Genomic DNA, 26,257 nt, shown 5'->3' with positions numbered 1-26,257 from the left:
TTCTTCATTTCCTCCTTAAATACTTCCATAACATTTCAAGATTATTTGTTGACTTTTACCATTGCAGGTCGAATTACTCGATCCTTTAAGAGATAGCCTTTTTGCAGCTCTTCAACAACTTTGTTTGATTCCATGGTATCATCTTCAATCTGCATTACTGCATGATGTACATTGGGGTCAAAGTCTGCCCCTTCTGTTTCAATAACAGAAACACCTTGTGAAGTGAATACATCTTGTAATTGACGATATACCATGTTAATCCCCTCAAGGATACTTTTGCTTTCTTCGGATACTTCTACTTGCAAGGCACGTTCAAAATTATCCATAACCGGAAGCAGCTCTTGAACCATATCTTGTGCTTTGTATTTGCGGTCTGCTTCACGCTCTTTTAATGTACGTCTTTTGTAGTTATCAAACTCTGCCTGCAAACGAAGCATACGATTTGTGAGCTCTTCTTTTTCATTTTTCAATTCTTCTACTTGAGCTTCTAATTCGTTACTCTCATCCTCAGAATCCGTATCTGTATCAGAATCTGTATGAACATCGTCTTGAACGTCTTCCATTGTCTCTTCTACAATTTCTTGTTCTTCTTGTTGTACTTCATCTTTTTTTTCATTCTCTGACATCTACTCGGGCACCTCTTTTCTAAATTCCAATTAAAAACTATACCATAGAAGATATAGATAAGAAACTAATATCAATTCGTTTCCTTATGATTTGTCACGATACCATTTATCCATCGCACCAGTCATTTCTTTCGAGATGCTTTGCATTAAGGATAGGACTTTTTTGTACTCCATTCTGGTGGGACCAATTAATGCAATGGTTCCCAGTTGACCACCGCCGATATGATAAGAAGCAGTAATCAAACTTAAATCTTTAATCTCATCCACTTCATTTTCGTGTCCAATGGATACTTTAATACCTTGATTCGTGTTTTTCAAGAGATCCACAATTTCATCTTCCCGTTCCATCAAGGAATAAAATGAGCGGATTCGATCTACATCGTTAAACTCAGGCTGCATCAATATATTTGCTTTCCCGCCAAAATAAAGTTTCACTGCATGCTCGTGTGTAAAAAGCGCTCGAATCCAATTAAGTGAAGAATCTAGTCCATTCATATATTTCACCATCAAGGACGTTACTTCATTTTGGATTACCTCAGGCAGTTTAAAAAGCGGTACGCCGTGAAGCCGGTCATTTAAAATATTTACAAGCTTTTCTAAATCAGATGATGAAATTCCTTTTGGCAATGTAAAAGAACGATGCTCTACATGTCCAGTGTTTGTTACTAAAATGGCTACTGCTGATTGATTGGATAATGCTAAAACTTGAATCTGCTTTACTGTCGCTTCAAACATTTCTGGTCCGAGAATGATTGACGTATAATTTGTTAATTGTGAAAGAGCTTCTGCCGCCGTTTGCACAATCTGTTCAAATTCAAATATCCCGTTATTTGTTAAACTTTCTATAATTCCTAGTCCATGGTGATTTCTTTCCGGACCAATCAAATGATCAACATAATAACGGTACCCTTTTTCTGAAGGTACACGACCAGAAGAGGTATGCGTTTTTTCTAAAAAACCTAATTCTTCCAAGTCCGCCATTTCATTCCGAATGGTTGCGGCACTGTAAGGCAAATTATCTTTTTTCGATAGCGCCCTAGACCCAATCGGCTTAGCAGAATCTATAAAATCATCAATAATGACCTGCAATATGATAAGCTGCCTATCTGTTAACATGATGATCACCTCTGTTAGCACTCTCTTGTTTTGAGTGCTAAATCTATTATAAAATTATCAAATTCATTTTCTTTTGTCAAACGGTTTGACTTTTTGATTTGATCATTTTAGGTTTGCGTAGACAAGGGAACTGCACATCCATATGCTAGTAAGAACGAGCAAATTCCAGTTTTTCCGGGAAGTTCTCCATTAATAAAAACTGCTCGAACACCCGGTCTCCAAGAAGCATTCCTCTATTCGTTAGAGCGTAGTTTCCGTTATTATACGTTAATAACTTATCCTGTATTAATTGATTCAATTCATTTTTATATAGTTTACCTAAAGATAGACCATACCGTCTCCTAAAGACTTCTTCATGAATACCTTCTGCCTTTCGAAGCTGTAAAAACATTTCTTCCTCAATTCTATCCTGCAAGGTTATTTTTTCAAGATATTCGACTGCTGATCCAGTGCGGGTGATTTCTTTCATATATGTCCCTAATGGTTTGTAATTTGCTGTACGCTTTCCAGGTAAATAACCGTGTGCTCCAGCTCCAAATCCAAAGTAGTACTCATTATTCCAGTAAGTTAAATTGTGCTTACTCTCATATCCAGGCTTCGCAAAATTACTTATTTCATATTGCAGAACACCTTGTTTTCTCATATTTTCTTGAAGCAGCTGGTACATCTCTACCTCATCGTCCTCTGGCGGCTGATGCAGGACACCTTTTCTTCGTTTATGATAGAACACAGTCTTTGGTTCAATTTGCAGCGCATACGTGGAGTAATGCGGAAGTTGAAACTGTAACGCCGCTTTTAACGTTTTTTCAAAATGAGCCACCGTTTGATTAGGAAGAGCGTAAATTAAATCTAGACTAATATTGGTGAATTTTGCCTCTGTCAGAATATCAACTGTTGAGTATACATCTTTCACCCGATGCATGCGGCCAATTTTTTCAAGCATTTCGTCATCCATTACCTGAACACCGAAAGAAACCCGATTTACTCCATAATACTTCAGGAGCTCCGCTTTTTCTTTGTCAATATCTCCCGGATTAATTTCAATAGTAAACTCCTCACAAGCTGTTAAATCAAACTTTTCATTCAAAAACTGAAAAAGCTTCTGAAGCTGGCTCATGGACAAAGCTGTCGGTGTGCCTCCGCCCATATAAATCGTCCGGAAGGCATTTCTTTTTCCGGGAATAGCTGTATCAATTTCCTTTATTAAAGCATCTATAAACGCATCTGCCTTTGTTTCCATGTAATAATATTTTACAAAATTACAGTAATGGCAGATTTGCTTGCAAAAAGGAATATGGATATATACGGATTGAACTTGCATATTTAGACTTCCTTCCTTTATTTAAAAACGAAAACAGATAAGATAGCTCTTTTTTGTTTCCCCACGGTCTTGACCCTGTATGTTATTTATTGTTATTGCAATTATTTTATAATACGTTAAGCTCACTCACCATGAAAATAGAATGAGGCTGGGACAAAAGCGTTTTTTATCCAGCAATTTCCGAACATAATCAGCGCGACTACCCGCTTCAGAAATATACTCCGCTTTCCGTGGGCTTGTCTTCAGCCTCCTTTAAAGAAGACTTGCTGACTGGCAAGCCGACAGGCGCAGACAGAAGCATAGTCGCGCTTATGCCTGTGGTAGAAAAAGAAGTTCGCTTTTTCTGCGGGGTCTTCACACTGGGACTGGGACTGCGGTTACTCGTCCCATCGAAGAGCTTTTGCGATTACTCGCCCCACCGAAGACCATTGCGCTTTCCCACAGGAGTCTACGTATATTTCCTACGCTCTATTTGCATATTGTTCGACTTCTAGAGGATATACTTTTCTTTTGTCCCAACCTGCTAACAGAAAATCCCGCTCCCGGTTTTCATACACGGCAGCGGGATTTATTGTTAGCAGGCTATTAAAATGAACGCTATGAGATAAAAATGCAAAAAAATTCTTCCTGCAGTCGTTACTGCTTTTATCCCATCATATCAACTTTTAATCCTCATCCATCTTCAAGACAGCCATAAACGCTTCTTGCGGAACTTCTACGGAACCAACCATTTTCATGCGTTTTTTACCTTCTTTTTGTTTTTCAAGCAGCTTTCGCTTTCGAGTAATGTCTCCACCATAAAGTTTTGCAGTAACATCTTTACGAACTGCCTTAATATTTGAACGCGCCACAATTTTGTTGCCAACTGCTGCTTGAACTGGGACTTCAAATTGTTGTCTTGGAATTAATTTTTTAAGCTTCTCAACAATTTGCTTTCCACGTTCATAAGCAAAGTCACGGTGAACAACAAACGACAGCGCATCGATTGTATCGCCGTTCAATAATATATCCATTTTCACCAGATTTGAAGGCTGGTAACCAATTAATTCATAATCAAAGGACGCGTACCCTTTTGTCTGTGATTTTAACTGGTCAAAGAAATCATAGACAATTTCGGATAGCGGAATATGATAAATTACATTGACGCGAATATCATCTAAATATTGCATATCTACAAAATTACCACGTTTCTTTTGGGCAATTTCCATTACTGCTCCCACGTAATCATTCGGAACCATAATCGTAGCTTCTACATAAGGTTCACGGACCTCATCGATAACTTGCGGGTCTGGCATTTCTGAAGGGTTATCAACTGAAATGACTTCCCCATTTGTCTGTTCTACTTCAAAAATAACACTTGGAGCTGTTGTAATTAAGCTGATCCCAAATTCTCTTTCAATACGTTCTTGAATAATTTCCATATGAAGCAATCCTAAGAACCCGCAACGGAACCCGAAACCAAGCGCTTGGGAAGTCTCCGCTTCATATTGTAACGAAGAATCGTTTAGCTCGAGACGCTCTAATGCTTCTCTTAAATCATTATAGTCATTCGAATCTACTGGATAAAGTCCGCAGAATACCATTGGGTTTAAGCGACGATAACCAGGTAATGCTTCATCAGCCGGATTATTAGCTAACGTAATGGTATCGCCCACACGTGAATCTGCAACATTTTTAATCGAAGCTGTTAAATAACCAACATCACCAACGGTTAATTCTTTTTTGGCAAGCTGCTTCGGCGTAAATACGCCAACTTCATTTACTTCAAATTCTTTCCCCGTAGCCATCATTTTTATTTTATCGCCTACTTTAACAGAGCCTTCCTTCACACAAATATAAGCAATAACCCCACGATAAGAATCGTACAGCGAATCAAATATCAATGCTTTTAATGGCGCTTCTGCTTTCCCTGAAGGCTCTGGAACAACTTCTGCGACGCGTTCAAGAATTTCTTCAATACCTATGTTTGCTTTCGCAGAAGCTAAGATTGCGTCGTCTCCATCAATTCCTAGTACATCTTCTAATTCTTTTTTTACTTTTTCTGTATCTGCACTAGGTAAATCTATTTTATTAATTACAGGGATAATTTCTAAATCATTTTCCATTGCTAAATAAACATTCGCCAATGTCTGGGCTTCAATTCCCTGTGCTGCATCGACAACCAGAATAGCTCCTTCACAAGCAGCTAAACTTCTTGATACCTCATAGGTGAAATCGACATGGCCAGGTGTATCAATCAAATGGAAAATAAATTCTTCTCCAGCTTTATTGGTATACTTTAACTGTACCGCATTTAATTTAATCGTTATGCCGCGTTCACGTTCCAGGTCCATTCCGTCCAACAGCTGGTCTTTCATTTCACGTTTTGTTACTGTTTCTGTATTTTCAAGAATTCGATCTGCTAAAGTTGACTTTCCATGGTCAATATGAGCAATGATCGAAAAATTTCTGACGTTTCTTTTTTTATTCGTCATTTCACGCACACTCCTAAGTTTTCCTATCCAACCTAAATTTCTTACCATATCAAAAAGGCGTCAATTACTAGCATTGATTATAGCAATTGACGCCCTGAGATTCAATGATTAACTTATAAGTCATGATGCGATCGATTAGAAAAACAGCTGCCCAATCCCATACATTATCGAGACGATTACTTCAAATAACTGCTTAACGACCCCCTCCATTGTAGCAGCCATACGATTGGTTAAGGAGTAATTTCCTTCTTCAAGGACATCTGTTTCCGCAATAACTACCTGCTCTTCTTGTTCACTTTTTTCTTCCTCTTCCGCTTCCATTACCTCCACTGCAGGAACCTCTGAGGTAGCAGCCTGTTCAGAAATCCCGTTCTTCTGCATTCCGAATACAAGTCCAGACAGAAAGAAGATAACGAGCAATAATAGGATAATAATATTCCGCATCGAATCTCTCCCTAATTAGATTGTACTGCTTCGGCATCCCAATAATAGGAACTGAATACTTCTGCTAAGGCATCCGCGGAGCGATAGAGTTCTTCCATCGTATTGTCTACTCCGCCAAACTCAATAAGTAATGCACTATCTGCTAAATCCTGATTATAAACCCCATTATTTCCGCCGGATCCATCTTTTTGAAATACTCCTCGACTCATTCCTGGGTAAGCTTCTTCAATCAATCCATGTAATTCCGTTGCTACCTTCAGATTCTGTTCATAGTTTGGATGCCCCGTACCAATAACAAATAAAATTTGTGCATAATCTTCCCCTTCAATTGTTTTTGTTGTCTTATCTCTCCGCAATGCATCTCGATGAAGATCAAACATATACTGGATTTCCTTATTTCCCGCTACTGCCTCGGCTACAACATCACGGGAGACTTCATAGGATTGATGATATTCCATTTCCCGTTCATTAAGCAGCTGCCCAAAATCCGTATTATCTACCTGCGTTCCAATGCCTTTTCTTTCAAGCGCCTCCGATAAACGGTCGCTGACCTTTGTGATATTAATTTCTCCGTGCATCGCAGCATTAGGATCCGATTCATTTGGCAAGTGAGGTAAAAAGGACTCCCGATTGTGTGTATTATAAATAAAAACCACATTCCTATCTCCCGTTGTTTTTTCATTCTCGATTTCTTCCGTTTCCTCTGTTTCTTCCTCTTCTGTTAGTACCGCTTCCCTTTCCCTTAGAACTTCTTCTAGAGGTGGATTAGACTCAATTGGAAAGTGGGTGAAATCATTATCACTTGCCATTAATAATTTATTATCAAATATCGCAAATCCCGGAATTTCATTACCAAGAAGACTTCTGGGGTCTGTCGGTTTCACATTGGATGTTAGCTGTAGTAATACACTTGATAGTTTCGGCATTTCTATTCCTTCTTCCGGGAAACTTTGCCGATAAGCCCTGTTTTCCATTGTGATCAGATGATAAAAAATTGTACTATCCATTTCTTTTGTCCAATTTCTAAGGACATCGGATGAAATTCGATAGGCGGGCTGTACAGCCGTTAATAAACTGATTACTAAAAAGACACTAATAAAAAATAAAATGTAAAGTCCGCTTCGTCGAGAAAAGGTTTGTACAATTTTACTCCAGCTATTTTTTTTCATAAAAATACACGATGCCACCTTTCTCTAACAACTCTATAGTTCAATCTATGAGTAAGCTAGAGAAAGTAGAACCGTGTAAACGGAAAAAATAGAATCACTAGTTTAAAGCTCACAACCTCTGCTAGAGGCTACCGCTACCTGGAATAACTTGAAAAATTATCAATCGTTACTGTCTCATGTAAAGCTGCATTCAATCCATTCGCTATAACCTCAGCCATATCCACCATAAATCCATCAACCTCTTTTGGCGTAACCATTAAATTATGACCAATCGGTGTTAATACTTCCGCGATTAACTGCCTTTTCTCTTCTTCAGATAAGCCGCCTATAATACCAAATAAAGATTCACGCTGTGCTTTATCTGGCATGTCTTCATCTGTTAACTCTCTACTCCCAAAGTTCATGCCTGCAGGGGTTAAAGACTTAGATGGAGCATCTCTTTCATTCCACTCTCTTCCAAAATGTTTTAATAAGTAATCTATCGTATCACTGGTTATCGTCACTGCATCCACCACAGTTGGAACACCAATTGCTATAACAGGAATCCCTAATGTTTGTTTACTTATTTCTTTTCGCTTATTGCCGACTCCTGAACCAGGGTGGATACCCGTATCTGATATCTGGATGGTTTCATTGACTCTGCTAATCGACCTAGATGCTAATGCATCGATGGCAATAACGATGTCTGGCTGATATTTCTCCACAATACCAAAGATAATATCGCTGGTTTCGATACCAGTTACCCCCATTACTCCTGGTGCAATAGCTGCTACTTCCCGATATCCATCTGCCACCGATTCAGGCTGCAGCCGAAATAAATGACTGGTTACAAGTATTTTCTCTACTGCCATTGGTCCTAAGGCATCCGGAGTTACATTCCAATTTCCTAATCCAACAACAAGGCAAGATGATTTATCTGGCAGCCCTTGTTTTTTGATTAAATGCTCCAATTCTTTTGCTAAAATTTTTGAAGCTTGGTGTTGTTTATTTGTATCCTGTTTTTTTACGCCATCTGCATAAATGGTGACATAATTTCCAGGCTTCTTACCGATTTGCTCAGCACCAGTTTCATCAATCGTTACATAAGATATTTTTACATCTTTTATATTACTTTCTTTAAAAGTAACACCAGCAATTTCCTTATTTTCTTTACTGTCTTTACTCTCTGTATACATGTCTCTTGCTTCGACTGCTAAGTCGGTTCGCACTTGGAAATTTTTCTCATTATTGTTCATAACCTCATCCACCTCTTCACATACGGACTTGTTTCATTATCCCCTGTATTTTTACATTCTTAGCATGCACTTGTTAAATTATTTCATACCATTTTGTTGAATAAGTAACAATTCTATTGAAAAGATGTGGTAGCTTTGGTAAAATACATCTTGTCGTACTGAGAAAATAGACACTGATTAAAGCATATTAAAAGCGCGCGTTCAAAAAGACTGCTTTTTGAACAACCTTTAAAACATGTTTTTTGAAATCATATACTTTTTAGGAGGTGAATAGAATGGCAAATATTAAATCTGCAGTCAAACGTGTAGAAGTTAACGAAAAGAAACGAGTTGCGAACAGCTCTCAACTTTCCGCAATGCGTACAGAAATTAAACGAGTTGAACAGCTTGTTGAAGCTAATGAAATGGATACTGCAAAAGCAGCATTCCAAACTGCAAGCAAACATATTGATAAAGCGGCACAACGAGGAATTATCCATCAAAATGCTGCTAACCGTCAAAAATCACGTTTAGCTAAAAAAATCAACGCATAATTAAAAAAGGTGAAGTAAATACGGAGTTTACCGTAATACTTCACCTTTTCTTTTTTCCAACACCAATGCATTTTTCCATCACTCTTTCATTGATGGGCGCATATTTCTCCCACGCGCTGCTTGTTTCCTCGAACAGCTCCTAAACCATGATCTATACTAAATCCATTAACAATAATTCAAATGCCAGTCCTTTTTCCATAAGCCCCCGTTTCATCTTAGCGTCAGTCTCAGCAAGCTTGCAAATAATAGAAGATAAACGTTCTTCCGATAATCTCGCTTCCCTTGCCATCGCTACTTTAATAACATAAGGATGGGCACCAATACTTTTTTGGATTTGAAATTGAGAATATCCTTTCTTTTTTAATTGTTTCACCCTTAAAATCATACGGAATTGGTACGCGAGTAAGCCAATCATAGCGATAGGGTCCTCATTCATTTTCTCCAAATCCCGATAAATTCCAATCGCTTCTTGAATACTTCCTTTCATCACTGCATCAACAAGGGCTATGGAAGTGGTTGTTGGTGTATGTGATACTAGCTGACCTGCAATTTCTTTTGTAACAACGCCATTTTCCCCTACAAAGAGAGCAAGCTTCTCTATTTCACTCTGCAGGAGCTGAATATTATTAGACACTTCCGCTTCCAATATTTCCATGGCCTCTCGATCAATATGTATTTCATATGACTTCATCAGGCTCTGAATCCAACTTTTTGCATCTTTTTCTTTGACAGATTGACAATCAATCGTATGTGTTAGTTTTTTTAATTGTTTCGTTATTTTTTTACGCTCATCTAATTTTTCATATGGCGCAGTAATAAGCAATATCGTATATTCAGGCGGGTTTTGTAAATACTCCTGTAAGTAGGTTAAATTATGTTCAAAAGGGGATTTATCCGGCTTCGTTTTAACAAAGGAAGCATTATTTGCAAATATTAATTTACGCTCACCAAAAAAAGGGAACGTTTCAGCATCTGCTAAAACCTCTTGTATGGACGTCTCTTCCAAATCATAAAGGGATAAATTCGTCTTATCCCCTTCTAATACAGTTTTTATTAATTTATTCTTTAATTGTTCTAAAAAAAACGATTCTGTTCCAAAAGCAAAGTAAACTGGTTGAATTTGATTACTTTTTATCTTTGTGATTTGATCCATCATGAATATTACGCTTCCCATCTAATTAAAATTCCATTTGGAGCAGTGTATATCTCTCCACAAATAAATAATCTCTCTCTTCTTATCCTATAAGGAAGCCTGTTGAAACGCAACTAAAAAATAAAGGGAAGAATAGCAAGTCTATTTGCATCCTCCCTTATCAAGCATCTATATTAAACGTCTTAAAATAAGCTCTAGAAACAAATTTTAAGAACGATATTTGCCCATTCATAGCTTATGCTCCTAAGGGAAAAGTATAGATGTAAACTGTTGCTAAAAATGGTTAATAAGACATTAATCATGAAAAGCCGAAATAATGTGGATTTTTTTATGTCTATGATTTATACTATAGTTGTGAATATAGGAGGGGTATATCTTGAACGAATTCGAAAAAGATCCGCAGTATAAAGGAAGCGATGTAGTAGACTCCATTAAAGGATTTACCTTTTCATTTCTCTTTTTCTTTATTATTTTTGCGATTGGTGTAACCATCAGCGTAATTGGTCAATAACAAAAGAGATAAAAGGGTCAAAAAGGAAGGGATTTCATCTCTTCTTTTTTTGTTGGCTCAGAAATGAAATGACTAGAATGAACCTCCTTATGGATAAGATAACTATTTTAAAAAATAACGGTATCCAGCTCCAAGCGCCAAACTTTAGAGCTAAGCTGACGCTGCTATCTCCATTTATCCTATGGTAAAAAAGTTGAAAAGGTTCCTCCCTCTTCCGTGTAAAAAAATTGAATCGCCCCCTGGTTATCTGTTCGATAAACACGAACTTGATTACTTTCGAGGACTTCCAGAACTTCTTCATTTGGATGATTGTAGTGATTATTCCTTCCAACAGAGATAAGGGCTGCCTGTGGTCGAATGGCTTCTATAAATGCTTCACTCGTCGATGTTTTACTGCCATGGTGTGCAGCCTTTAATATATCAACAGAAAGGACTGGATAATGTTCTAGTAATTTTTCTTCAACTGGCTTACTAATATCTCCAGTAAATAACCATTTCATGCCAAGATTTGCATAGAGCACGATAGAATTGTCATTTGAATCTCCTGCATCACCATCTGGCGCTAAAACTTGAAAAGAGATAGCATCATTAAAATTTAGCAAATGGCCTGCTTCTACCTGTGTTATTTCTATAGAAGGCTGCAGCTCTTGAAATTCTTTTAATAATTCCTTCTCAAAGTAAGGACTTACAATTAACTCTTTTACTTTAACCTCCTCTAAGATATAGAACACACTTCCAAAATGATCTACGTCATCATGTGTAATGATAATAGCATCTAACTCCTTTATCCCACGCTGATGAAAATAAGCACGAATAATATTTTTATACACTCCCCTCGTCGGTTCCATATTTTCAAACTGAAATGCAGATCCTGCATCAATCATAGCTACAGCTTCTCTTTTTGGCGCTTCGATTAGAATCGCGTCTCCTTGCCCCATGTCGAACATCGTTACAATTCCTTCTTCCTGAAAATAAGGTTTACTTGCAGTTATTAAAATGGGCAGGATGAAAATAATTCCGATGATTAGTGCCTGTTTTTGTTGTTTCTGTTCTAACAGCTTCATAAACAAGAAAAAAGAAACGAAATATACAACTACACCGAATACCGGCAATTGATCTAAATAAATTGGCGGAAATAAGTGATCGTCCATGGTTGCAATAAAAAATAAAACCTTTTCATGCACAAAAGCAAAACCCAAGTCTAAAAGCTCTAAAAATTTTCCTGGTAATACATAGATAATTACAAAAACATACATTAGCGGAATCACAAAAAATGTAAAGTAAGGAATAACTACTAAATTCATTAGAATAGAAAGGGGATGAAAGATGTTGAAATAATAAATTTGCAGAGGAAGGATAGCCATTTGTGCAACAAAGCTCACTTGAAACACATTCCATATCGGAGACTTAGTTTCACTAATCCATTGCTGAGACAGAAGAATTGCAAAAGTTACTGCAAATGAAAATTGAAATCCAACATTGTAAATAATATAAGGGTCCCAAAGAATAAACACCATAAAAATAATGGAAAATAAATCAGTATACGGAAGTTTGAATCGAAACTTTTGCAGAATGAGCAGTACTGCCATCATGGAGGCAGCCCGAAGAACTGGAGGATTAGCTCCAGCCAAAATAGCGTAAGCAGGCAGAAAAATAATTAAGAATACATGCGCTTTCTCTTTTGTAATGATGTTTCCTTTCACAAGTATAAAGTACAAAAATACAATAATTAATGTCACATGCGTTCCAGAAATAGCGATAATATGTGATAAACCAAAACGCTGAAATAACTCTGTCACAGATTCCTCCATTTCAGTCGAATCCCCAAAAACAATTGCATTAACCCAAGGCGCGCTATAAACGCTCCATGTATCTTCTATGTTTTCGAGTAACTTTGTTCTTAACTTATATAACATAGGAAGCACGCCGTTTTCTGGAGTACAGTGGATATGATTAAAGTCTTCTAAAACAGTTTGCTGGGTAATTTCTTTTTGCAGTAAAAAGTGACGGAAATCAAATTGGGCAGGATTTGTGCTCGAGGGAGGTATTTCCATACTTTGATGAAGCGTACATTGAGAGCCGTGATATAATTTGTGGTGTATCGGGATACTACGAACATTTTCGTCTTTTTCTGGAAAGTAAGTAACTAATAATTTTGAAGAACTATGATGCGGATTTATGGTGAATTGTATTTGTTTCGAACTAAGCTTTACTTCCCCTTCGATTTCCCCTGTAATCTCAGCTTCTAGAGAACTTTCCTCAAAGGTCGTATGGGGAATTACGGGGATAATATAAGTGAAAACACTCAAGCTGATGACCGTAATAATCCATACATTCGTATCAAGATTTCTTTGAAACTTAAGCCAAATCATCCATAGCAAGAAAAGAATGAATAGCCATTTTATATCCAGTAAATGATATAAAATGGCTATTACCGCAGCTGCAGCCGGGAAATGCCAATACCCTCTCAACGCCATTTCCCTTCATTTAAAAAAAGGCATTCCGCATTTGCTTTAATTTTATCACGTTCAGCAAGGCTTAAGTCTTTTCTATCCAATTTCTCTACCAAATCTTGTACGAAAGCATCCTTTTCTGCAAAGTTCGTATCAACCTTCACATCAATTAGCGGTACTTTTTGTGTTTTTACACCTGCTTCTTCAAATAATTGAACAGCGTAAGGGTGATTATGGTAGTCTTCTGCATAGAATACGTTTTTAATACCGCTTTGAATAAGTTGTTTTGTACATTGCAGGCAAGGAAAATGTGTCACATAAATATCTGCACCATCAGTTGGCACACCAAATTTTGCACATTGAAGCAGCGCATTGGCTTCTGCGTGGACTGTTCGGACACAATGGCCATCAATGACATAGCATCCCTCATCAATACAGTGCACATCACCAGAGACGCTCCCATTGTAACCGCCAGCAATAATGCGCTTATCTCGGACAATCGTAGCACCAACCATTAAACGTGTACATGTACTCCTTAACGCTAACAAATGACTTTGAGCCATAAAATATTGATCCCAAGTAATTCTCTCCATAATTACTCCCTCCTTCTCTATCTTTCTAAAAATAAGTTTATCTACGGGACTTGAATATGTTCTACGAGATTCTCCAGCGTCTTTTCCCCAATGCCAGAAATCTCTAATAAGTCCTCCGCCTGTTGAAACACCCCATGGTTATCGCGATGTTCAATGATTGCTTCTGCTTTTGCAGGGCCTATTCCTGGTAGTTGGACAAGTTCTTCACTTGTAGCAGTATTTATTTTTATTTTATGATCGTTTGCTTGCGCCTCCAAAGAACTATCCGACGCATTGTCAGCTTCTTGTCCTACAGCAGGAATCAAGACAACCATTTCATCTTGTACAATTTGTGCTAAATTTACCTGGAGCAAATCTGCATTTTCTGTAAACCCGCCCGCTCGTTCAACGATATCTTGGATACGATCACCTTTTTCCATCTCATAAACACCCGGCTGCATTACTTCTCCTTTTATATCTACAACCGCTGCTTGTTGATTTTCTTTTGGGCTTTCTTCCCCTAAAGATGTCGTTTCGGTGGATTCCATGGAGTCGGAGGTTGCTAATGATGCGGATATTGGACTTGAGGATTCTTGCTTGCTCATTAATACAAAAAACACAATAGCGACAGCAATCACAATAAAGATTGGAATATTTTTCTTTAATCGGTACAAGGTATTACCTCCTTCTTTGTCAAAATACGATTCATATAGTATTTCGGCAAAGAAGGATAATCTCCTCTTTTTAAAAAAGCAGGGTAAAAATTGATTTTACAACTTATTTTTCAGCTAAAAAGAAAATTCTTTCTGAGGTGCTGTTCCAATTATTTGCTTCCAATGAAAAATCAGCATAAATTTTCACTTTTTCAAAACCGATTTTTTTTAAAATATTTTTATATACTTCTACTGGAAATGTCCGCTGATGATGTTTTTCTTGAAAGCGTGCAAAAAGATCGCCTTCTTCTTGATGGAAAAAGGTTAGCTGATGATACATTTCTCCAACCGCATCTCCAGGTTCACACTCCCAAATATAAGCCGCTTCGTCTGTTACATCCGAGAAAGTTTGACCAATATAAATATCTTCCACCGTATGAAGAGAATGAACATCAAAGAAAAATACTCCATCTGCTTCTAACAGACGATATACATTTTCAAATGTCCGTTCAACACTTTCCAGATCTGTGATATAGTTCATCACGTCACAGCAGCTGATTGCCATATCGTAGTGCTGGTTGCTATGCTTTAACGCGGTGATATCTGCTTCCATCCATTTTATTGTGTTCAATGAATCTAATTCCTGTTGTGCTTTTTCCAGCATATCACTAGACAAATCTACCCCAGTCATTTTATAGCCCGCTGCTGCAAGTTTTCGAGTAATAATACCTGTTCCACAACCTAAATCAATGATCGATTGAACAGGTCTCGTTGCCTGAGCTATCATTTGTTGAATCATTACAATCCAATCATCATATGGAACATTATCCATAAATTGATCGTATACCTCGGCCATTTTATGATATGCCATTTTAGATTAACCTTCTTGTATAATATTTAGTGCAACGCGATCTGCGTCGCCCCATAATTTTTCTAAATTATAATAGTATCTTTCATCCTTGTGGAAGATATGACAAACGATATCACCAATATCTACAAGAACCCAGCGAGCCTCTTCAAAGCCTTCCATTCGCTTAACGTCTTTGCCCTTTTCTTCAGCGGTTTCTTTTATTGCACGTGCAATTGCTTGTACTTGTCGTTCATTACTCCCGTGACAGATTACAAAATAATCAGCCACTAAAGATACTTCATTCATATCTAACGCTATAATATTTTCTGCTCGTTTATCGTCACAGGCTTCTGCAACTACTTGAATTAACTCTTTAGTATTCATTTCTATTTCCTCCAAAAACTTGTTGGTTTAAATCATTATAAGCATGAAAGCTGGCAGGGTACACGGTACGATTCTTCTCCATCAAAAATAGGATTGTGTTTCTTGCAGCCTGATAACATGCTCTTGTTAAATCTGTCTTAGCTGTATTCCTTACTTCATCTACTCCAGGGAAAGCTCTGCCTGGCTCTATATAGTCAGCAAGAAAAATAATTTTATCCAGTTTTGTCATATTCGCTCTTCCTGTTGTATGGAAGAAAATAGCATCTTTAATTTCTTGGTCCGTTACCGCATATTTTTCTTCAATGCGAATCGACGCAACGGGTCCATGCCATAATTCATGATGGTAAGAAAGTAACAAATCTGGTAACACACTATTTGATTGAATTTCTTTTTTCATTTCATCTAAAGAATCATACTTGCAATAATCATGGAATAAAGCAGCAATCCTTACTTTTTCTGTAGATTCATGAAAAGTCTCGGCCAGTTTCATTGCTGTATCTGTTACTCTTAATGTATGTTCATATCTTGCTTCAGTTAGCCTTTCTTGTAAATCGCTCTTAACTTTCTCTATATCCATAAATCCGATTCTCCTTAATATAATTCATCACCGCGCTCGGAAGCAAATAACGAACAAACTCGCCATCTCCCAATCGATTTCTTATAAAAGTAGAGGAAATATCTAATGGATGTATTTCTAAACAATCAATAGGATATGTGGTTTGTAATTCGGATCCTGGCCTTGATACACCTATGAACCGCACCATTTTCACTAACTCATCTACTCGATACCATTTTGGTAAATACTCCACCATATCACTTCCTATAATAAAAGAAAAGGCGTCTTCATGATATTTCGCTGTTAGCTCCTTCACCGTATCATAGGTGTAAGATTTCCCTTCCCTTTCAAGTTCTAAAGCATTTATATGAAAATGAGGATTACCTTGTATTGCTAATCGAAGCATTTCTAAGCGATGAGCAGCATCTAGAACGGCCGTTTCTTTATGTGGCGGGGTCCGTGTAGGAACAAACCAAATTTCATCTAATTGCTTTCGAATACGTACTTCCTCAGCAATCCATAAATGCCCTATATGGGGCGGGTTAAATGTCCCGCCTAAAATGCCAATCTTCTTCAAAGAATCACCTTCTGTGTCTTTTTGAACATCTTTATGGTAATTTTATTTCTTTATGATCTGCAGATTCCTTATATAAAATAATGGTATTCCCAATAACTTGTACCACTTCCGATTCGGTACCAGATGAAATTTGTTCTGCAACGGCGTGCTTGTCTTCCACACAATTCTGCAGAATACTGACCTTAATTAATTCTCTTCTTTCTAAAGCCTCACTAATTTGTTTTACCATATTATCATTGACACCATCTTTACCGACTTGAAAAATGGGTTTAATGGAGTGAGCTTCACTTCGTAAAAATTGCTTTTGCTTGTTTGTTAACATGTTATTTGTCTCCTTTTATTCGTGTTCTTAATTCTTCGTCCATTCCTTCAATGTTCACCTTTTTATTTGACCAAATTTCAAATGCCTTTTGCGCTTGATACAACAGCATGGTATGACCATAATGAACATGGCCGCCTTTTTCTTGTGCTTGTTTTAAAAACTGTGTAACAAGCGGCTGATAGACAATATCACTGACGATTGTTCCCTCTTTTAAGTCCGTTAAATCGATGATTTGTTTTGCTTCATTCATTCCTACAGAAGTTGTCTGAATAATGACATCATATCTATCAATATTTCGCTCAGCTTCTTTTAGTGTAATGACACTTGCGCTGGTCCCTTCAACAATATCTTCCCCTTTTGCTTTTGTTCGATTAGCAAGGGTTAGATCTTTATAATCTTCATGAAACAGAGCATGGAAAATTCCTCGTGCCGCTCCACCTGCACCAAGTATTAAAATTTGAACATTTGTATCTTTCATTCGCTCCGGAAACTTATCACGCAATGCCTGTACATAACCTATACCATCTGTATTGTATCCAACCCACTCTTCCCCTTCTAGAGAAACCGTATTGACTGCTCCTATTTGTTCTGCAGTAATATCAAGCCGGTCAAGAAATGGAATAATTGTTTGCTTATAAGGAACAGTTACGTTAAATCCATTCACTTTCGCTTCTCTGAGTTTCTTCATTTCCTCTTCAAAAGTTAATACATCCGCTATTTCATGTAAGGTATAAGACCCATCAGTTCCTGTTCTGTCTAGAAATGAATTTTGAATCCACGGTGACAAAGAATGCTTAATAGGATACCCAATTAATTTTAATTCTAAAGTCAAAGGAATGCCTCCTAACTATTGATAGATAACATATATCATCCTTGCTAATTTTATCTGCTTATTGACCAGAGATAAATGATTTTCTGGTTGTAACGGAAACACCTTTCGGGCTATGTGCAGTAACGGTAGCTCCTTCTCCCTGAATGCTAATCCATCCTAACCCAGGAAAGACGATGTCTATTTTCCCTTTTTCTATTTTAAAACTGTGTGCGACGAGGGAAGGATAATTTTCCAATTGATCGCTAAATGGTGGAGATAACAGTTCTCCCGCATGTTTCTTATATAACTCATCAGCATTCTCCAACTTCGTCCGATGGATTGTTAAATCATTAGAGAAATAACAAATAAATGATTGTTTATCCCCTTTTATAAAGTCTAATCTTACCAAGCCACCTACGTATAATGTTTGCTGCTGGTTTAATTGGTAAACTCTGGCTTTAATTTCTTTTTTTGGTGTAATCATTTTTAGTTCTTTTTCAGAAACATAATGAGCCATCTGCTGTTTATTAACAATTCCTGGTGTGTCTACAAGAAATGTATCTTCATCTAATGGTATTTCAATAAAACCCAATGTTGTTCCAGGAAAATAAGAGGTCGTAATTGCATTCTCTTCTCCCGTTGTCTCTTTAATTAAACGATTAATAAAAGTTGATTTTCCAACATTTGTGACACCAACGATAAATACATCTCTATTCCCTCGATGCACTTCTATTTTCTGCTTTAGCTCCTCTATCCCTTTTCCTTTTACAGAAGATATTAATACAACATCCTGAATCTTAATCCCAAGCTGACTCGCTTCATGACGAAGCCACTGTTTCAATTTATTTTCGTTCGTCGATTTTGGCAATAAATCAAGTTTATTCCCTACCAAGATAATCGGATTATCGCCCGTAATTCTAGGTAAATTATTTAATAACGTCCCATTCACATCGAAAACATCAATGATATGAACAATTAAACCATTTCTATCCCGAATCGAACTGACCATTTTTAAAAAGTCAGCATCTGTTAACGAAACATCCTGAATCTCGTTATAATGCTTTAAGCGAAAACATCGTTTACATAATATAATTTCTTTATCTAGCGCACTAACTGGCGCATAACCTGGTTCATTAGGATGCTCAGTTTGGATAATACTCCCGCATCCTTGACAAATATGTTGTTCCAAGCTTATTCCTCCCTGTTCATTTTAGCTTTTCTTTCCAGCCTTTTTAAAATCCTTCTTTCAATCATACGATTAATCTTCGTTATTTTACCATCGGTCTGCACCACGGGAACAACTAAAACCGTATAGAATCCAGCCATATTTCCGCCTAAAACATCAGTTAATAATTGATCTCCAACCACTAGGATTTCTTCTTTCTTTAATCCCATTTGCTTTGCAACGGTTTTAAAGGCTCTGCTTAAAGGCTTTTTTGCACTAAATACAAACGGCGTTCCCAATGGCTCTGAAAAAACCTTTACACGTTCTTGATTATTATTCGATATAATCGTTACTTTTATATCATTCTCTTCCATTGTTTTAAACCAGCTAATGACATCAGGCGTCGCGTCCTTCACATCCCAAGCAACCAAGGTATTATCTAAGTCCGTTATAATACCTTTAATTCCTTTCTCTTTTAACATTTCTGGCTTCAAATCAAAAATTTGATCTATTTGCTTATTCGGCAAGAATTTCGAAAACATATACACACCTCAAGATTTCCCAATTAATTAACTTATTCTCTCGTAACGACTTACTCTAGCATCTTCTATCTTTCCGATTAAAAGAGGAAGCTGCTCGTGGAAAGACAAGTCAAGCAACTTTATGCTACACCACATTATACCTAATCCTACTGCAACTGACTAGCGTTTCAAAGAATTATTGTCATTGTAAAGGCGTCAACCCCAACAACAGCGATTCTTCCATTTTTCTTCTTGCTATGAGCCAGCTATGCAAGTATACGGAAAAAATGCATTCCAACTTTAAAAATCGTTCGACAAATTCCGATTTTATTCGTGTTTGTGGATAACTTTATCAACATAAGAATGCGTCAGTAACAAATCTAATTGAGGTTACTCACTCTCTTATACACAACTTATCTACAACTATATGTAGATAAGTTAGCGCTTGTTAACACAAGATATACATGTTAAATTAATATTAAGTTAAGTTATTGCCTACGAATGAGGAGGTTGCATTGTGGAAACATTATCGGACGAGCTGTTACTTGAATCGTATTATACTGCTATATCGTTAAATCTTAGTCCTGATTTTCTTTCTTTGTTTGAGGAAGAAATCCATAAAAGATCTCTAACTCATAAAATCAAAGAATCTGTATAATTTTGTCTTCTACAAATCTTCAATTTTAAAATTGAAGTTTTTTTTTGTGTTTTTTCCCCTGTTTCTTCCTATTTAAATAAAAAGTTTAAACCTTTGGCAAGCACATTCTTTTTGTATGCATCCTTCTTCTGAATAAGTTATAATCTAATGTAGCACTCATTTTAGTGAGTGAAATATCGTAAAGAAATGGAGAACAAACCAAAAAAGCATGGTATTCCCCCTTCATTATCATACCGAATAACCCTTATTAACACTAAAAATGATGGCGAATGCTTTTAACTGAAGGAATATTTAAAGTATTTTAATATTACCTCCTTGTTAAAAAGAATTCGTAATTACTGTCAAAGGAGGAATTAATGTTGACGTTATTACATTGGGCTGCCTTATCACCATTTATTGCAGCCGTACTTATTCCATTCTTGTATAAGTATTTAAAAAGAATACATACCGGCTGGTTTGTTTTAATTCTGCCTCTGGTACTATTCGTTTATTTCCTATCATTCATCCCTAGAACTTCATCCGGAGAAGTGATTTTAAATAATCTGAACTGGGTACCTTCGCTGGGTATAAACTTTGATATATACCTTGATGGTTTAAGCTTGCTTTTTGCATTATTGATTACTGGGATTGGGGCATTAGTAGTTCTTTACTCCATCTACTATTTGTCTAAACGAAAAGAGAAGCTAAACAATTTCTATGTTTATTTACTAATGTTTATGGGTGCTATGCTAGGGGTTATCCTATCAGATAACTTAATCGTTATCTATGTTTTCTGGGAAGTGACAAGTATTGCTTCTTCCTTATTAATCAGTTATTGGTATACGAGAGAGAAATCTATTTATGGCGCTCAAAAATCAATGTTTATCACTGTTTTTGGCGGATTGTCCATGCTCGGTGGTTTTTCTTTACTTTACGTTATTGCAGGCACATTCAGTATCAGGGAACTAATTGCAAATGCTGATATGATCATGGCTAGCAGTTTATTTATCCCAGCTATGATACTTGTCTTATTAGGAGCATTTACCAAATCTGCTCAGTTTCCGTTCCACATCTGGCTTCCTGACGCAATGGAAGCTCCAACACCTGTCAGTGCTTATCTTCACTCTGCCACGATGGTTAAAGCCGGAATTTACCTTGTTGCCAGATTAACAGGCGTTTTTGGCGGTGTACCAGAATGGTTCTGGATTATAACCACAGTAGGTTTAGTAACACTGATATGGGGGTCTGTCTCTGCTGTACGCCAAAAAGACTTAAAAGGAATACTGGCCTACTCTACTGTCAGTCAATTGGGTATGATCATGAGTCTTCTTGGAACAGGTTCAGCTGCTTTCTATTTTCAAAATGGAGACAATGCTTTATACATGACTGCCATCTTAGCAGCAGTATTTCATTTAATTAACCATGCTACTTTTAAGGGAAGCCTCTTTATGGCTGCAGGAATCATTGACCATGAAACAGGAACAAGAGACATTCGAAAATTAGGCGGCTTAATGACTGTTATGCCTATAACAGCAACGATTTCTCTTATTGGTCTTGCTTCGATGGCAGGTCTTCCGCCATTTAACGGATTTTTAAGTAAGGAACTATTTCTTACCGGGATGCTTAACGTAACAGAATACGGCATTTTCAATTTGGAAACACTTGGCATTATCATTCCAGTTATCGCTTGGATTGCCAGCGTATTTACCTTTTTATACTGTATTCTCATGTTCACCAGGACATTTATGGGAGACCTTAATCTCAGCAAGTTAAAAGTTAAACATGTTCATGAAGCGCCGGTTGGTATGCTGATTAGCCCTATTATACTAGCTGCCCTTGTTATTGTTTTCGGGCTTTTCCCTAATCTGTTAGCATACTCCATTATTGAGCCTGCTATGGCTGCCATCGCTCCGGGTATCATATCACCTGGTGAGGTATTTGATGTGCATATTTCCCATTGGCATGGTTTTACACCGGAACTATTTATGACAATTGGTATTATCATTTTAGGTGTACTTCTGTTTATAACGTTTAAAAAATGGGAGAACTCCGCATTTTACCGCGGGGAAAGAGATATATTCAACAGTGTGTATGACTCTGGATATAACGGTTTAATTGCGGGTTCAAAATGGATAACACGCATCCAGATGACGGGAAGATTAAGAGATTATTTTATCTATATGAGTATATTTATTATTTTTATCCTAGCTTATACGATGTACCATTATAATCTGCCGGCAATTCAATCACTTGATTTATCACCGGTTCCAATTTATATGTGGCTTATCCTTTTGGTATTTGTCGGTTCCGTCGTGATAATACCATTTATAAACAATCGGATAGCATTGATCATCGCAACAAGTGTCAGCGGGTTTATCGTAGCTCTTCTATTTGTTCTATTCAGAGCACCTGATTTAGCATTGACGCAGCTGCTTATAGAATCCGTCTCCGTTATCCTATTTATGCTGGTCTTTTATCATTTGCCTAAATTGAAAAAGGTGAAGACACCGCCAAAAATGAAAATTGTAAAATTAATTGTCTCCATCGGTTTCGGGTTGATGATTACACTTGGCTCTTTGTCAGCATTTTCAATGGGACAAGATACCGATTTTAGCTCTATCTCTGAATACTATACAGAGAACTCAAAAGAAGAAGCGGGCGGATATAATATTGTAAATGTTATTTTAGTGGACTTTCGTGGGATGGATACGATGTTGGAAATACTTGTAGTTTCCATGGCTGTACTAACCGTTGTCAGCTTAATTAAATTACGATTTAAAGGAAGTGAGGATATATGATGCAAAAACCTAATAACATGATGCTTCAGACATTAGCAAGGTTGATAATTGTTATTGTCCTCTCCTTCTCTATCTATTTATTACTGGCAGGTCATAACGGTCCTGGAGGAGGTTTTATTGGCGGTCTTATGACTGCAAGTGGCATTCTCATTCTGTATCTTTCATTCAATTTCAAGACGATTCAAGCAGTCATCCGGTTTGATTATGTAAAAGTTATCGGGATCGGATTATTGTTTGCCAGTCTGACAGGTGTTGCATCCATGCTTTTCGGATTTCCTTTTTTGAAGCATTTCTTTGACTATTTTACCATTCCAATTTTGGGAGAAGTAGAATTGACTACCGCTATGCTGTTCGATTTGGGAGTTTATTTTGTCGTTCTGGCCAGCGCACTTAAAATTATTCTGACGATTGCGGAGGATGATAAATAATGGAACTAATAATGGCAATAGTAATAGGAATCATTTTTAGCGTAACCATTTATTTGTTTATGTCTAAAAATCTGCTCCGCGTTGTCGCAGCAACATTATTACTTTCACACGGTGTACACCTATTATTATTAACTATGTCCGGATTACAACGCGGTGCTTCACCTATTTTAAGTTTTGATGCCGAAGCATACACCGATCCGCTGCCACAAGCTTTAGTGTTGACAGCGATTGTGATTAGTTTTGGTGTGACTGCTATCTTGTTAGTGATGGCTTATCGTACCTATAAAGTGCATAAAACAGATGATTTAGAAAATTTGAGGGGTTCTGCTGATGAGTAATGTAATTATTCTGCCGATTGTTGTACCTTTTATAATCGGCGCTATACTTATACTTCTATATAAAAGACACACGATCCAGCGTGTAATAAGCGGAATCACAATGCTTGCTCTGCTTGCTCTTTCCGTTTTCCTAGCAATATATGTGTATCAACACGGAACGATTGTATTGGAAGTTGGTGGGTGGGAAGCACCATTTGGGATTGTCATTGTTGCGGATTTACTCTCCACTTTGATGGTGCTCTTATCTACTTTGGTTGGTACGGTTTGTATGTTTTTTGCATTTCAGACTGTTGCCCAGGATAGGGAAAAACAGTTTTTCTATCCGCTTTATCTTTTCTTAATGATTGGCGTAAATGGTTCCTTTTTAACGGGTGATTTATTTAATCTCTTTGTGTTTTTTGAAGTCATGCTGATTTCTTCCTATGGACTGATTGTCCATGGAGGAACCGCTTATCAATTAAGAGAGTCTTTTAAATATGTGATTATCAACATTTTTGCTTCCGCCCTTTTCATTGTTGCAATTGCTTGGATTTATTCCATTACTGGAACAATGAATATGGCTCACATTGCCGAGCGTGTTGCAGAGCTTGACCAAAAAGGTGCGTTAAATATTGTAGCGATTATGCTGTTTATCGTTTTTGCCTCCAAGGGTGCTTTGTTCCCTCTTTATTTCTGGCTTCCAAAATCTTATTATGGGCCTCCTGCGGCAATCGCAGCATTATTCGGTGGACTTTTAACGAAGGTAGGAATCTATGCAATTATCCGTACCTTTACGTTAATTTTTAATCACGATATCGCCTTTATGCATAAAGGGGTTATTGTTACGATTGCCGGTATTACAATGATAATTGGTATTCTTGGAGCGTTAGCACAATCGGATTTCAAACGAATTCTTTCTTATCTAATTATAAGTCAGGTCAGTTTTATGGTAATGGGCTTAGGAATTTTCACTCCGCTTGCCATTGCCGGAGCGGTATACTATATCACGCATCATATGATTGTAGAGCCTGCATTATTCTTATTTGCTGGTGCTGTTCAAAAGATTACTGGAACGACTGATTTAAAGAAAATGGGAGGACTCCTTGGTACTCACCCTTGGCTTACTTGGATGTTCTTTATCACAGCAATTTCTTTGGCGGGTATTCCGCCGCTGAGCGGGTTCTTTAGTAAATTTTCACTTATATTAGCAGGTTTTCAGGAACAGCAGTATGTGATTTCCGCAGTGGCCTTGCTGGTAGGTTTACTTACATTAATTACTATGATGAAAATTTTCAGCCATACCTTTTGGGGCAAACAAAAACATAGTGCAGAACAGGCAAAAATTTCAGTAGGGAAACTTTTACTGCCTATCTTGCCTTTGGTTGCACTGACCATTATTTTAGGTTTTGGAGCTGAACCTATTTTCAATTATTCCATGGAAGTTGCAAAAGATATTTTGAATCCTACAAACTATATTGAATCTGTGCTGAAGGAGTAGTTGCTATGCCTTTTCAAATATTAATTAATGTTTTTCTCGCGGTACTCTGGATGTTTTTACAAAACGAGTATACAGTCGTAAGTTTTATTTCCGGATACGTTATAGGCGTCTTAATCTTGTTTATCATACGCCGGTTCCTTAAGTTTGATTTTTATTTAAACAGAGTCTGGGCTATTGTTAAATTAATATATCTATTTACGGTTGAATTAATTAAAGCAAACATTGATGTCGTTAAAGTAGTATTAAAACCAAAACAAGATCACCAGCCAGGAATTATTGCTGTTAGAACTCGTTTAGAATCAGACTTTGAGATTTCTCTACTGGCAGCATTGATTACTCTAACCCCTGGAACAGTTTCAATGGATTTCTCGGCAGACAACAAGACCATTTACGTGCATGCTATTGATGTTCCAGATAAAGAAGAAATGATTAAAGGGATTCAGAACTCTTTTGAAAAAGCAATTATGGAGGTGACGAAATAATGTTTGATACAGTTTTAATTGTGGCATTAAGTGCACTCTCCATAGCACTTTTACTGTTGTTTATCCGTGTGGTTAAGGGCCCCTCTACGCAGGACAGAATTCTGGCTTTAGATGCTATTGGTGTTCTGCTTGTCGGCTTTATAGGGATAATAATGATTTTACAGGATACATCCGTATTCTCTGACATTGTTCTCGTACTGACTATTTTAGGGTTTGTCGGGACCTTGAGCCTCTCGAAATTCCTAGAAAGAGGTGTTGTCATTGAACACGATGATTGATACAATTGTAGCTATTTTTGTGATTCTTGGTGTATTCTTTGCAGTAGTCAGCGCAATTGGCATTGTAAGATTAAAAGATGTCTATAGCCGAGCCCATGCTTCTGGTAAGAGTGCAACCTTGGGTGTTGTTTTTATTATGCTTGCAGTGTTTATTCACTTTTTATCGCAAGGCGTTATGAATGCCAAAATTTTATTGGCTATTTTATTCTTATTCTTGACGGCTCCAGTAGCTAGCTTAATGATTACAAGGTCTGCCTATCGTAATGGTGTAAGACTTGAAAAAAACACAATAACCGATGACTTAAAAGAAATGTATGAACAAGATAGTAAACAATCGAAATAAAATAATTAAAAGCTCAGATTGATTCTTGGT

The 26,257-nt window shown here is 37.2% G+C and carries 29 protein-coding genes; 10 read left to right on the top strand and 19 right to left on the bottom strand.

Features of this window, described 5'->3' with window-relative positions; translation table 11 throughout:
• Positions 1-41: 41 nt before the first annotated feature.
• The 7 genes from grpE to gpr all read right to left on the bottom strand — a co-directional run bounded on the left by grpE (position 42) and on the right by gpr (position 8,385).
• Positions 42-626, bottom strand: a complete 585-nt coding sequence (gene grpE, locus KI343_RS03260; protein WP_212925004.1) for a nucleotide exchange factor GrpE — start codon at positions 624-626, stop codon at positions 42-44.
• An 84-nt stretch (positions 627-710) separates the two neighbouring features.
• Positions 711-1,742, bottom strand: coding sequence for a heat-inducible transcriptional repressor HrcA (hrcA, locus tag KI343_RS03255; RefSeq protein WP_212925003.1), 1,032 nt, complete (start codon positions 1,740-1,742; stop codon positions 711-713).
• A 145-nt stretch (positions 1,743-1,887) separates the two neighbouring features.
• Positions 1,888-3,063, bottom strand: a complete 1,176-nt coding sequence (gene hemW, locus KI343_RS03250) for a radical SAM family heme chaperone HemW (protein ID WP_212925002.1) — start codon at positions 3,061-3,063, stop codon at positions 1,888-1,890.
• A 665-nt stretch (positions 3,064-3,728) separates the two neighbouring features.
• Positions 3,729-5,537, bottom strand: a complete 1,809-nt coding sequence (lepA, locus tag KI343_RS03245; protein WP_212925001.1) for a translation elongation factor 4 — start codon at positions 5,535-5,537, stop codon at positions 3,729-3,731.
• A 135-nt stretch (positions 5,538-5,672) separates the two neighbouring features.
• Positions 5,673-5,981, bottom strand: coding sequence for a hypothetical protein (locus tag KI343_RS03240; protein ID WP_212925000.1), 309 nt, complete (start codon positions 5,979-5,981; stop codon positions 5,673-5,675).
• 11 nt (positions 5,982-5,992) lie between these two features.
• Positions 5,993-7,150, bottom strand: a complete 1,158-nt coding sequence (gene spoIIP, locus KI343_RS03235; RefSeq protein ID WP_212924999.1) for a stage II sporulation protein P — start codon at positions 7,148-7,150, stop codon at positions 5,993-5,995.
• 134 nt (positions 7,151-7,284) lie between these two features.
• The gene (gene gpr / locus KI343_RS03230; protein ID WP_212924998.1) at positions 7,285-8,385 is read right to left on the bottom strand and encodes a GPR endopeptidase; all 1,101 of its coding nucleotides are present in this window, start codon (positions 8,383-8,385) and stop codon (positions 7,285-7,287) included.
• A gap of 275 nt (positions 8,386-8,660) precedes the next feature.
• Between gpr and rpsT the strand changes: the two genes are divergently transcribed.
• On the top strand, positions 8,661-8,918 hold the full coding sequence (gene rpsT / locus KI343_RS03225; protein ID WP_212924997.1) for a 30S ribosomal protein S20: 258 nt from the start codon (positions 8,661-8,663) through the stop codon (positions 8,916-8,918).
• A gap of 151 nt (positions 8,919-9,069) precedes the next feature.
• Here rpsT and holA read toward each other — a convergent pair whose 3' ends face one another.
• Positions 9,070-10,074, bottom strand: coding sequence for a DNA polymerase III subunit delta (gene holA / locus KI343_RS03220; RefSeq protein WP_244856685.1), 1,005 nt, complete (start codon positions 10,072-10,074; stop codon positions 9,070-9,072).
• Positions 10,075-10,447: 373 nt separating this feature from the next.
• On the opposite strand from holA, the gene KI343_RS03215 reads away from it, so the two are divergent.
• Entirely contained in the window at positions 10,448-10,582 is a 135-nt protein-coding gene (locus KI343_RS03215) for a YqzM family protein (RefSeq protein WP_212924996.1), read from the top strand.
• A gap of 179 nt (positions 10,583-10,761) precedes the next feature.
• On the opposite strand, the gene KI343_RS03210 is transcribed toward KI343_RS03215, so the two are convergent.
• The 11 genes from KI343_RS03210 to KI343_RS03160 all read right to left on the bottom strand — a co-directional run bounded on the left by KI343_RS03210 (position 10,762) and on the right by KI343_RS03160 (position 19,467).
• Positions 10,762-13,053 (bottom strand): DNA internalization-related competence protein ComEC/Rec2, encoded by a 2,292-nt coding sequence (locus KI343_RS03210; RefSeq protein WP_212924995.1) that lies wholly within the window; start codon positions 13,051-13,053, stop codon positions 10,762-10,764.
• Positions 13,050-13,628, bottom strand: coding sequence for a ComE operon protein 2 (locus KI343_RS03205; RefSeq protein ID WP_212924994.1), 579 nt, complete (start codon positions 13,626-13,628; stop codon positions 13,050-13,052). The genes KI343_RS03210 and KI343_RS03205 overlap by 4 nt, the downstream gene beginning before the upstream one ends.
• A gap of 41 nt (positions 13,629-13,669) precedes the next feature.
• Positions 13,670-14,281: a helix-hairpin-helix domain-containing protein gene (locus KI343_RS03200; RefSeq protein WP_212924993.1), complete on the bottom strand. Its 612-nt coding sequence runs from the start codon at positions 14,279-14,281 to the stop codon at positions 13,670-13,672.
• Between the two features lie 103 nt (positions 14,282-14,384).
• Entirely contained in the window at positions 14,385-15,131 is a 747-nt protein-coding gene (locus KI343_RS03195) for a class I SAM-dependent DNA methyltransferase (protein ID WP_212924992.1), read from the bottom strand.
• 6 nt (positions 15,132-15,137) lie between these two features.
• Positions 15,138-15,494 (bottom strand): ribosome silencing factor, encoded by a 357-nt coding sequence (gene rsfS, locus KI343_RS03190; protein ID WP_212924991.1) that lies wholly within the window; start codon positions 15,492-15,494, stop codon positions 15,138-15,140.
• The gene (gene yqeK, locus KI343_RS03185; protein WP_212924990.1) at positions 15,484-16,071 is read right to left on the bottom strand and encodes a bis(5'-nucleosyl)-tetraphosphatase (symmetrical) YqeK; all 588 of its coding nucleotides are present in this window, start codon (positions 16,069-16,071) and stop codon (positions 15,484-15,486) included. The genes rsfS and yqeK overlap by 11 nt, the downstream gene beginning before the upstream one ends.
• Positions 16,052-16,627: a nicotinate-nucleotide adenylyltransferase gene (locus KI343_RS03180; protein WP_212924989.1), complete on the bottom strand. Its 576-nt coding sequence runs from the start codon at positions 16,625-16,627 to the stop codon at positions 16,052-16,054. The genes yqeK and KI343_RS03180 overlap by 20 nt, the downstream gene beginning before the upstream one ends.
• A gap of 31 nt (positions 16,628-16,658) precedes the next feature.
• Entirely contained in the window at positions 16,659-16,949 is a 291-nt protein-coding gene (yhbY, locus tag KI343_RS03175) for a ribosome assembly RNA-binding protein YhbY (RefSeq protein WP_212924988.1), read from the bottom strand.
• 1 nt (position 16,950) lies between these two features.
• On the bottom strand, positions 16,951-17,781 hold the full coding sequence (aroE, locus tag KI343_RS03170; protein WP_212924987.1) for a shikimate dehydrogenase: 831 nt from the start codon (positions 17,779-17,781) through the stop codon (positions 16,951-16,953).
• 58 nt (positions 17,782-17,839) lie between these two features.
• Positions 17,840-18,949: a ribosome biogenesis GTPase YqeH gene (gene yqeH, locus KI343_RS03165; RefSeq protein ID WP_212924986.1), complete on the bottom strand. Its 1,110-nt coding sequence runs from the start codon at positions 18,947-18,949 to the stop codon at positions 17,840-17,842.
• A 2-nt stretch (positions 18,950-18,951) separates the two neighbouring features.
• Positions 18,952-19,467, bottom strand: a complete 516-nt coding sequence (locus tag KI343_RS03160) for a YqeG family HAD IIIA-type phosphatase (protein ID WP_212924985.1) — start codon at positions 19,465-19,467, stop codon at positions 18,952-18,954.
• Between the two features lie 496 nt (positions 19,468-19,963).
• Between KI343_RS03160 and KI343_RS03155 the strand changes: the two genes are divergently transcribed.
• The 8 genes from KI343_RS03155 to mnhG all read left to right on the top strand — a co-directional run bounded on the left by KI343_RS03155 (position 19,964) and on the right by mnhG (position 26,227).
• Complete coding sequence (locus tag KI343_RS03155) at positions 19,964-20,104, top strand: sporulation histidine kinase inhibitor Sda (protein ID WP_212924984.1); 141 nt, start codon at positions 19,964-19,966, stop codon at positions 20,102-20,104.
• A 359-nt stretch (positions 20,105-20,463) separates the two neighbouring features.
• Positions 20,464-22,881, top strand: a complete 2,418-nt coding sequence (locus KI343_RS03150) for a Na+/H+ antiporter subunit A (RefSeq protein WP_212925041.1) — start codon at positions 20,464-20,466, stop codon at positions 22,879-22,881.
• On the top strand, positions 22,881-23,309 hold the full coding sequence (locus KI343_RS03145; RefSeq protein WP_374705407.1) for a Na(+)/H(+) antiporter subunit B: 429 nt from the start codon (positions 22,881-22,883) through the stop codon (positions 23,307-23,309). The genes KI343_RS03150 and KI343_RS03145 overlap by 1 nt, the downstream gene beginning before the upstream one ends.
• Entirely contained in the window at positions 23,309-23,647 is a 339-nt protein-coding gene (locus KI343_RS03140; protein WP_212924982.1) for a Na(+)/H(+) antiporter subunit C, read from the top strand. The genes KI343_RS03145 and KI343_RS03140 overlap by 1 nt, the downstream gene beginning before the upstream one ends.
• Positions 23,640-25,124 (top strand): Na+/H+ antiporter subunit D, encoded by a 1,485-nt coding sequence (locus KI343_RS03135; protein WP_212924981.1) that lies wholly within the window; start codon positions 23,640-23,642, stop codon positions 25,122-25,124. The genes KI343_RS03140 and KI343_RS03135 overlap by 8 nt, the downstream gene beginning before the upstream one ends.
• A gap of 5 nt (positions 25,125-25,129) precedes the next feature.
• Positions 25,130-25,606, top strand: a complete 477-nt coding sequence (locus KI343_RS03130; protein WP_212924980.1) for a Na+/H+ antiporter subunit E — start codon at positions 25,130-25,132, stop codon at positions 25,604-25,606.
• A complete protein-coding gene (locus KI343_RS03125; RefSeq protein ID WP_212924979.1) occupies positions 25,606-25,884 on the top strand; it encodes a Na(+)/H(+) antiporter subunit F1 in 279 nt (92 codons plus the stop codon). Before KI343_RS03130 ends, KI343_RS03125 begins: the two co-directional genes overlap by 1 nt.
• Positions 25,877-26,227, top strand: coding sequence for a monovalent cation/H(+) antiporter subunit G (mnhG, locus tag KI343_RS03120; protein WP_212925040.1), 351 nt, complete (start codon positions 25,877-25,879; stop codon positions 26,225-26,227). The genes KI343_RS03125 and mnhG overlap by 8 nt, the downstream gene beginning before the upstream one ends.
• Positions 26,228-26,257 lie beyond the last annotated feature (30 nt).

It is taken from the genome of Oceanobacillus sp. J11TS1 (assembly GCF_018333215.1).
Taxonomy (GTDB): Bacteria; Bacillota; Bacilli; order Bacillales; family Amphibacillaceae; genus Oceanobacillus.
Note: the sequence above shows the minus strand (reverse complement) of the source record. Positions and strands in the feature narration are given on the sequence as shown.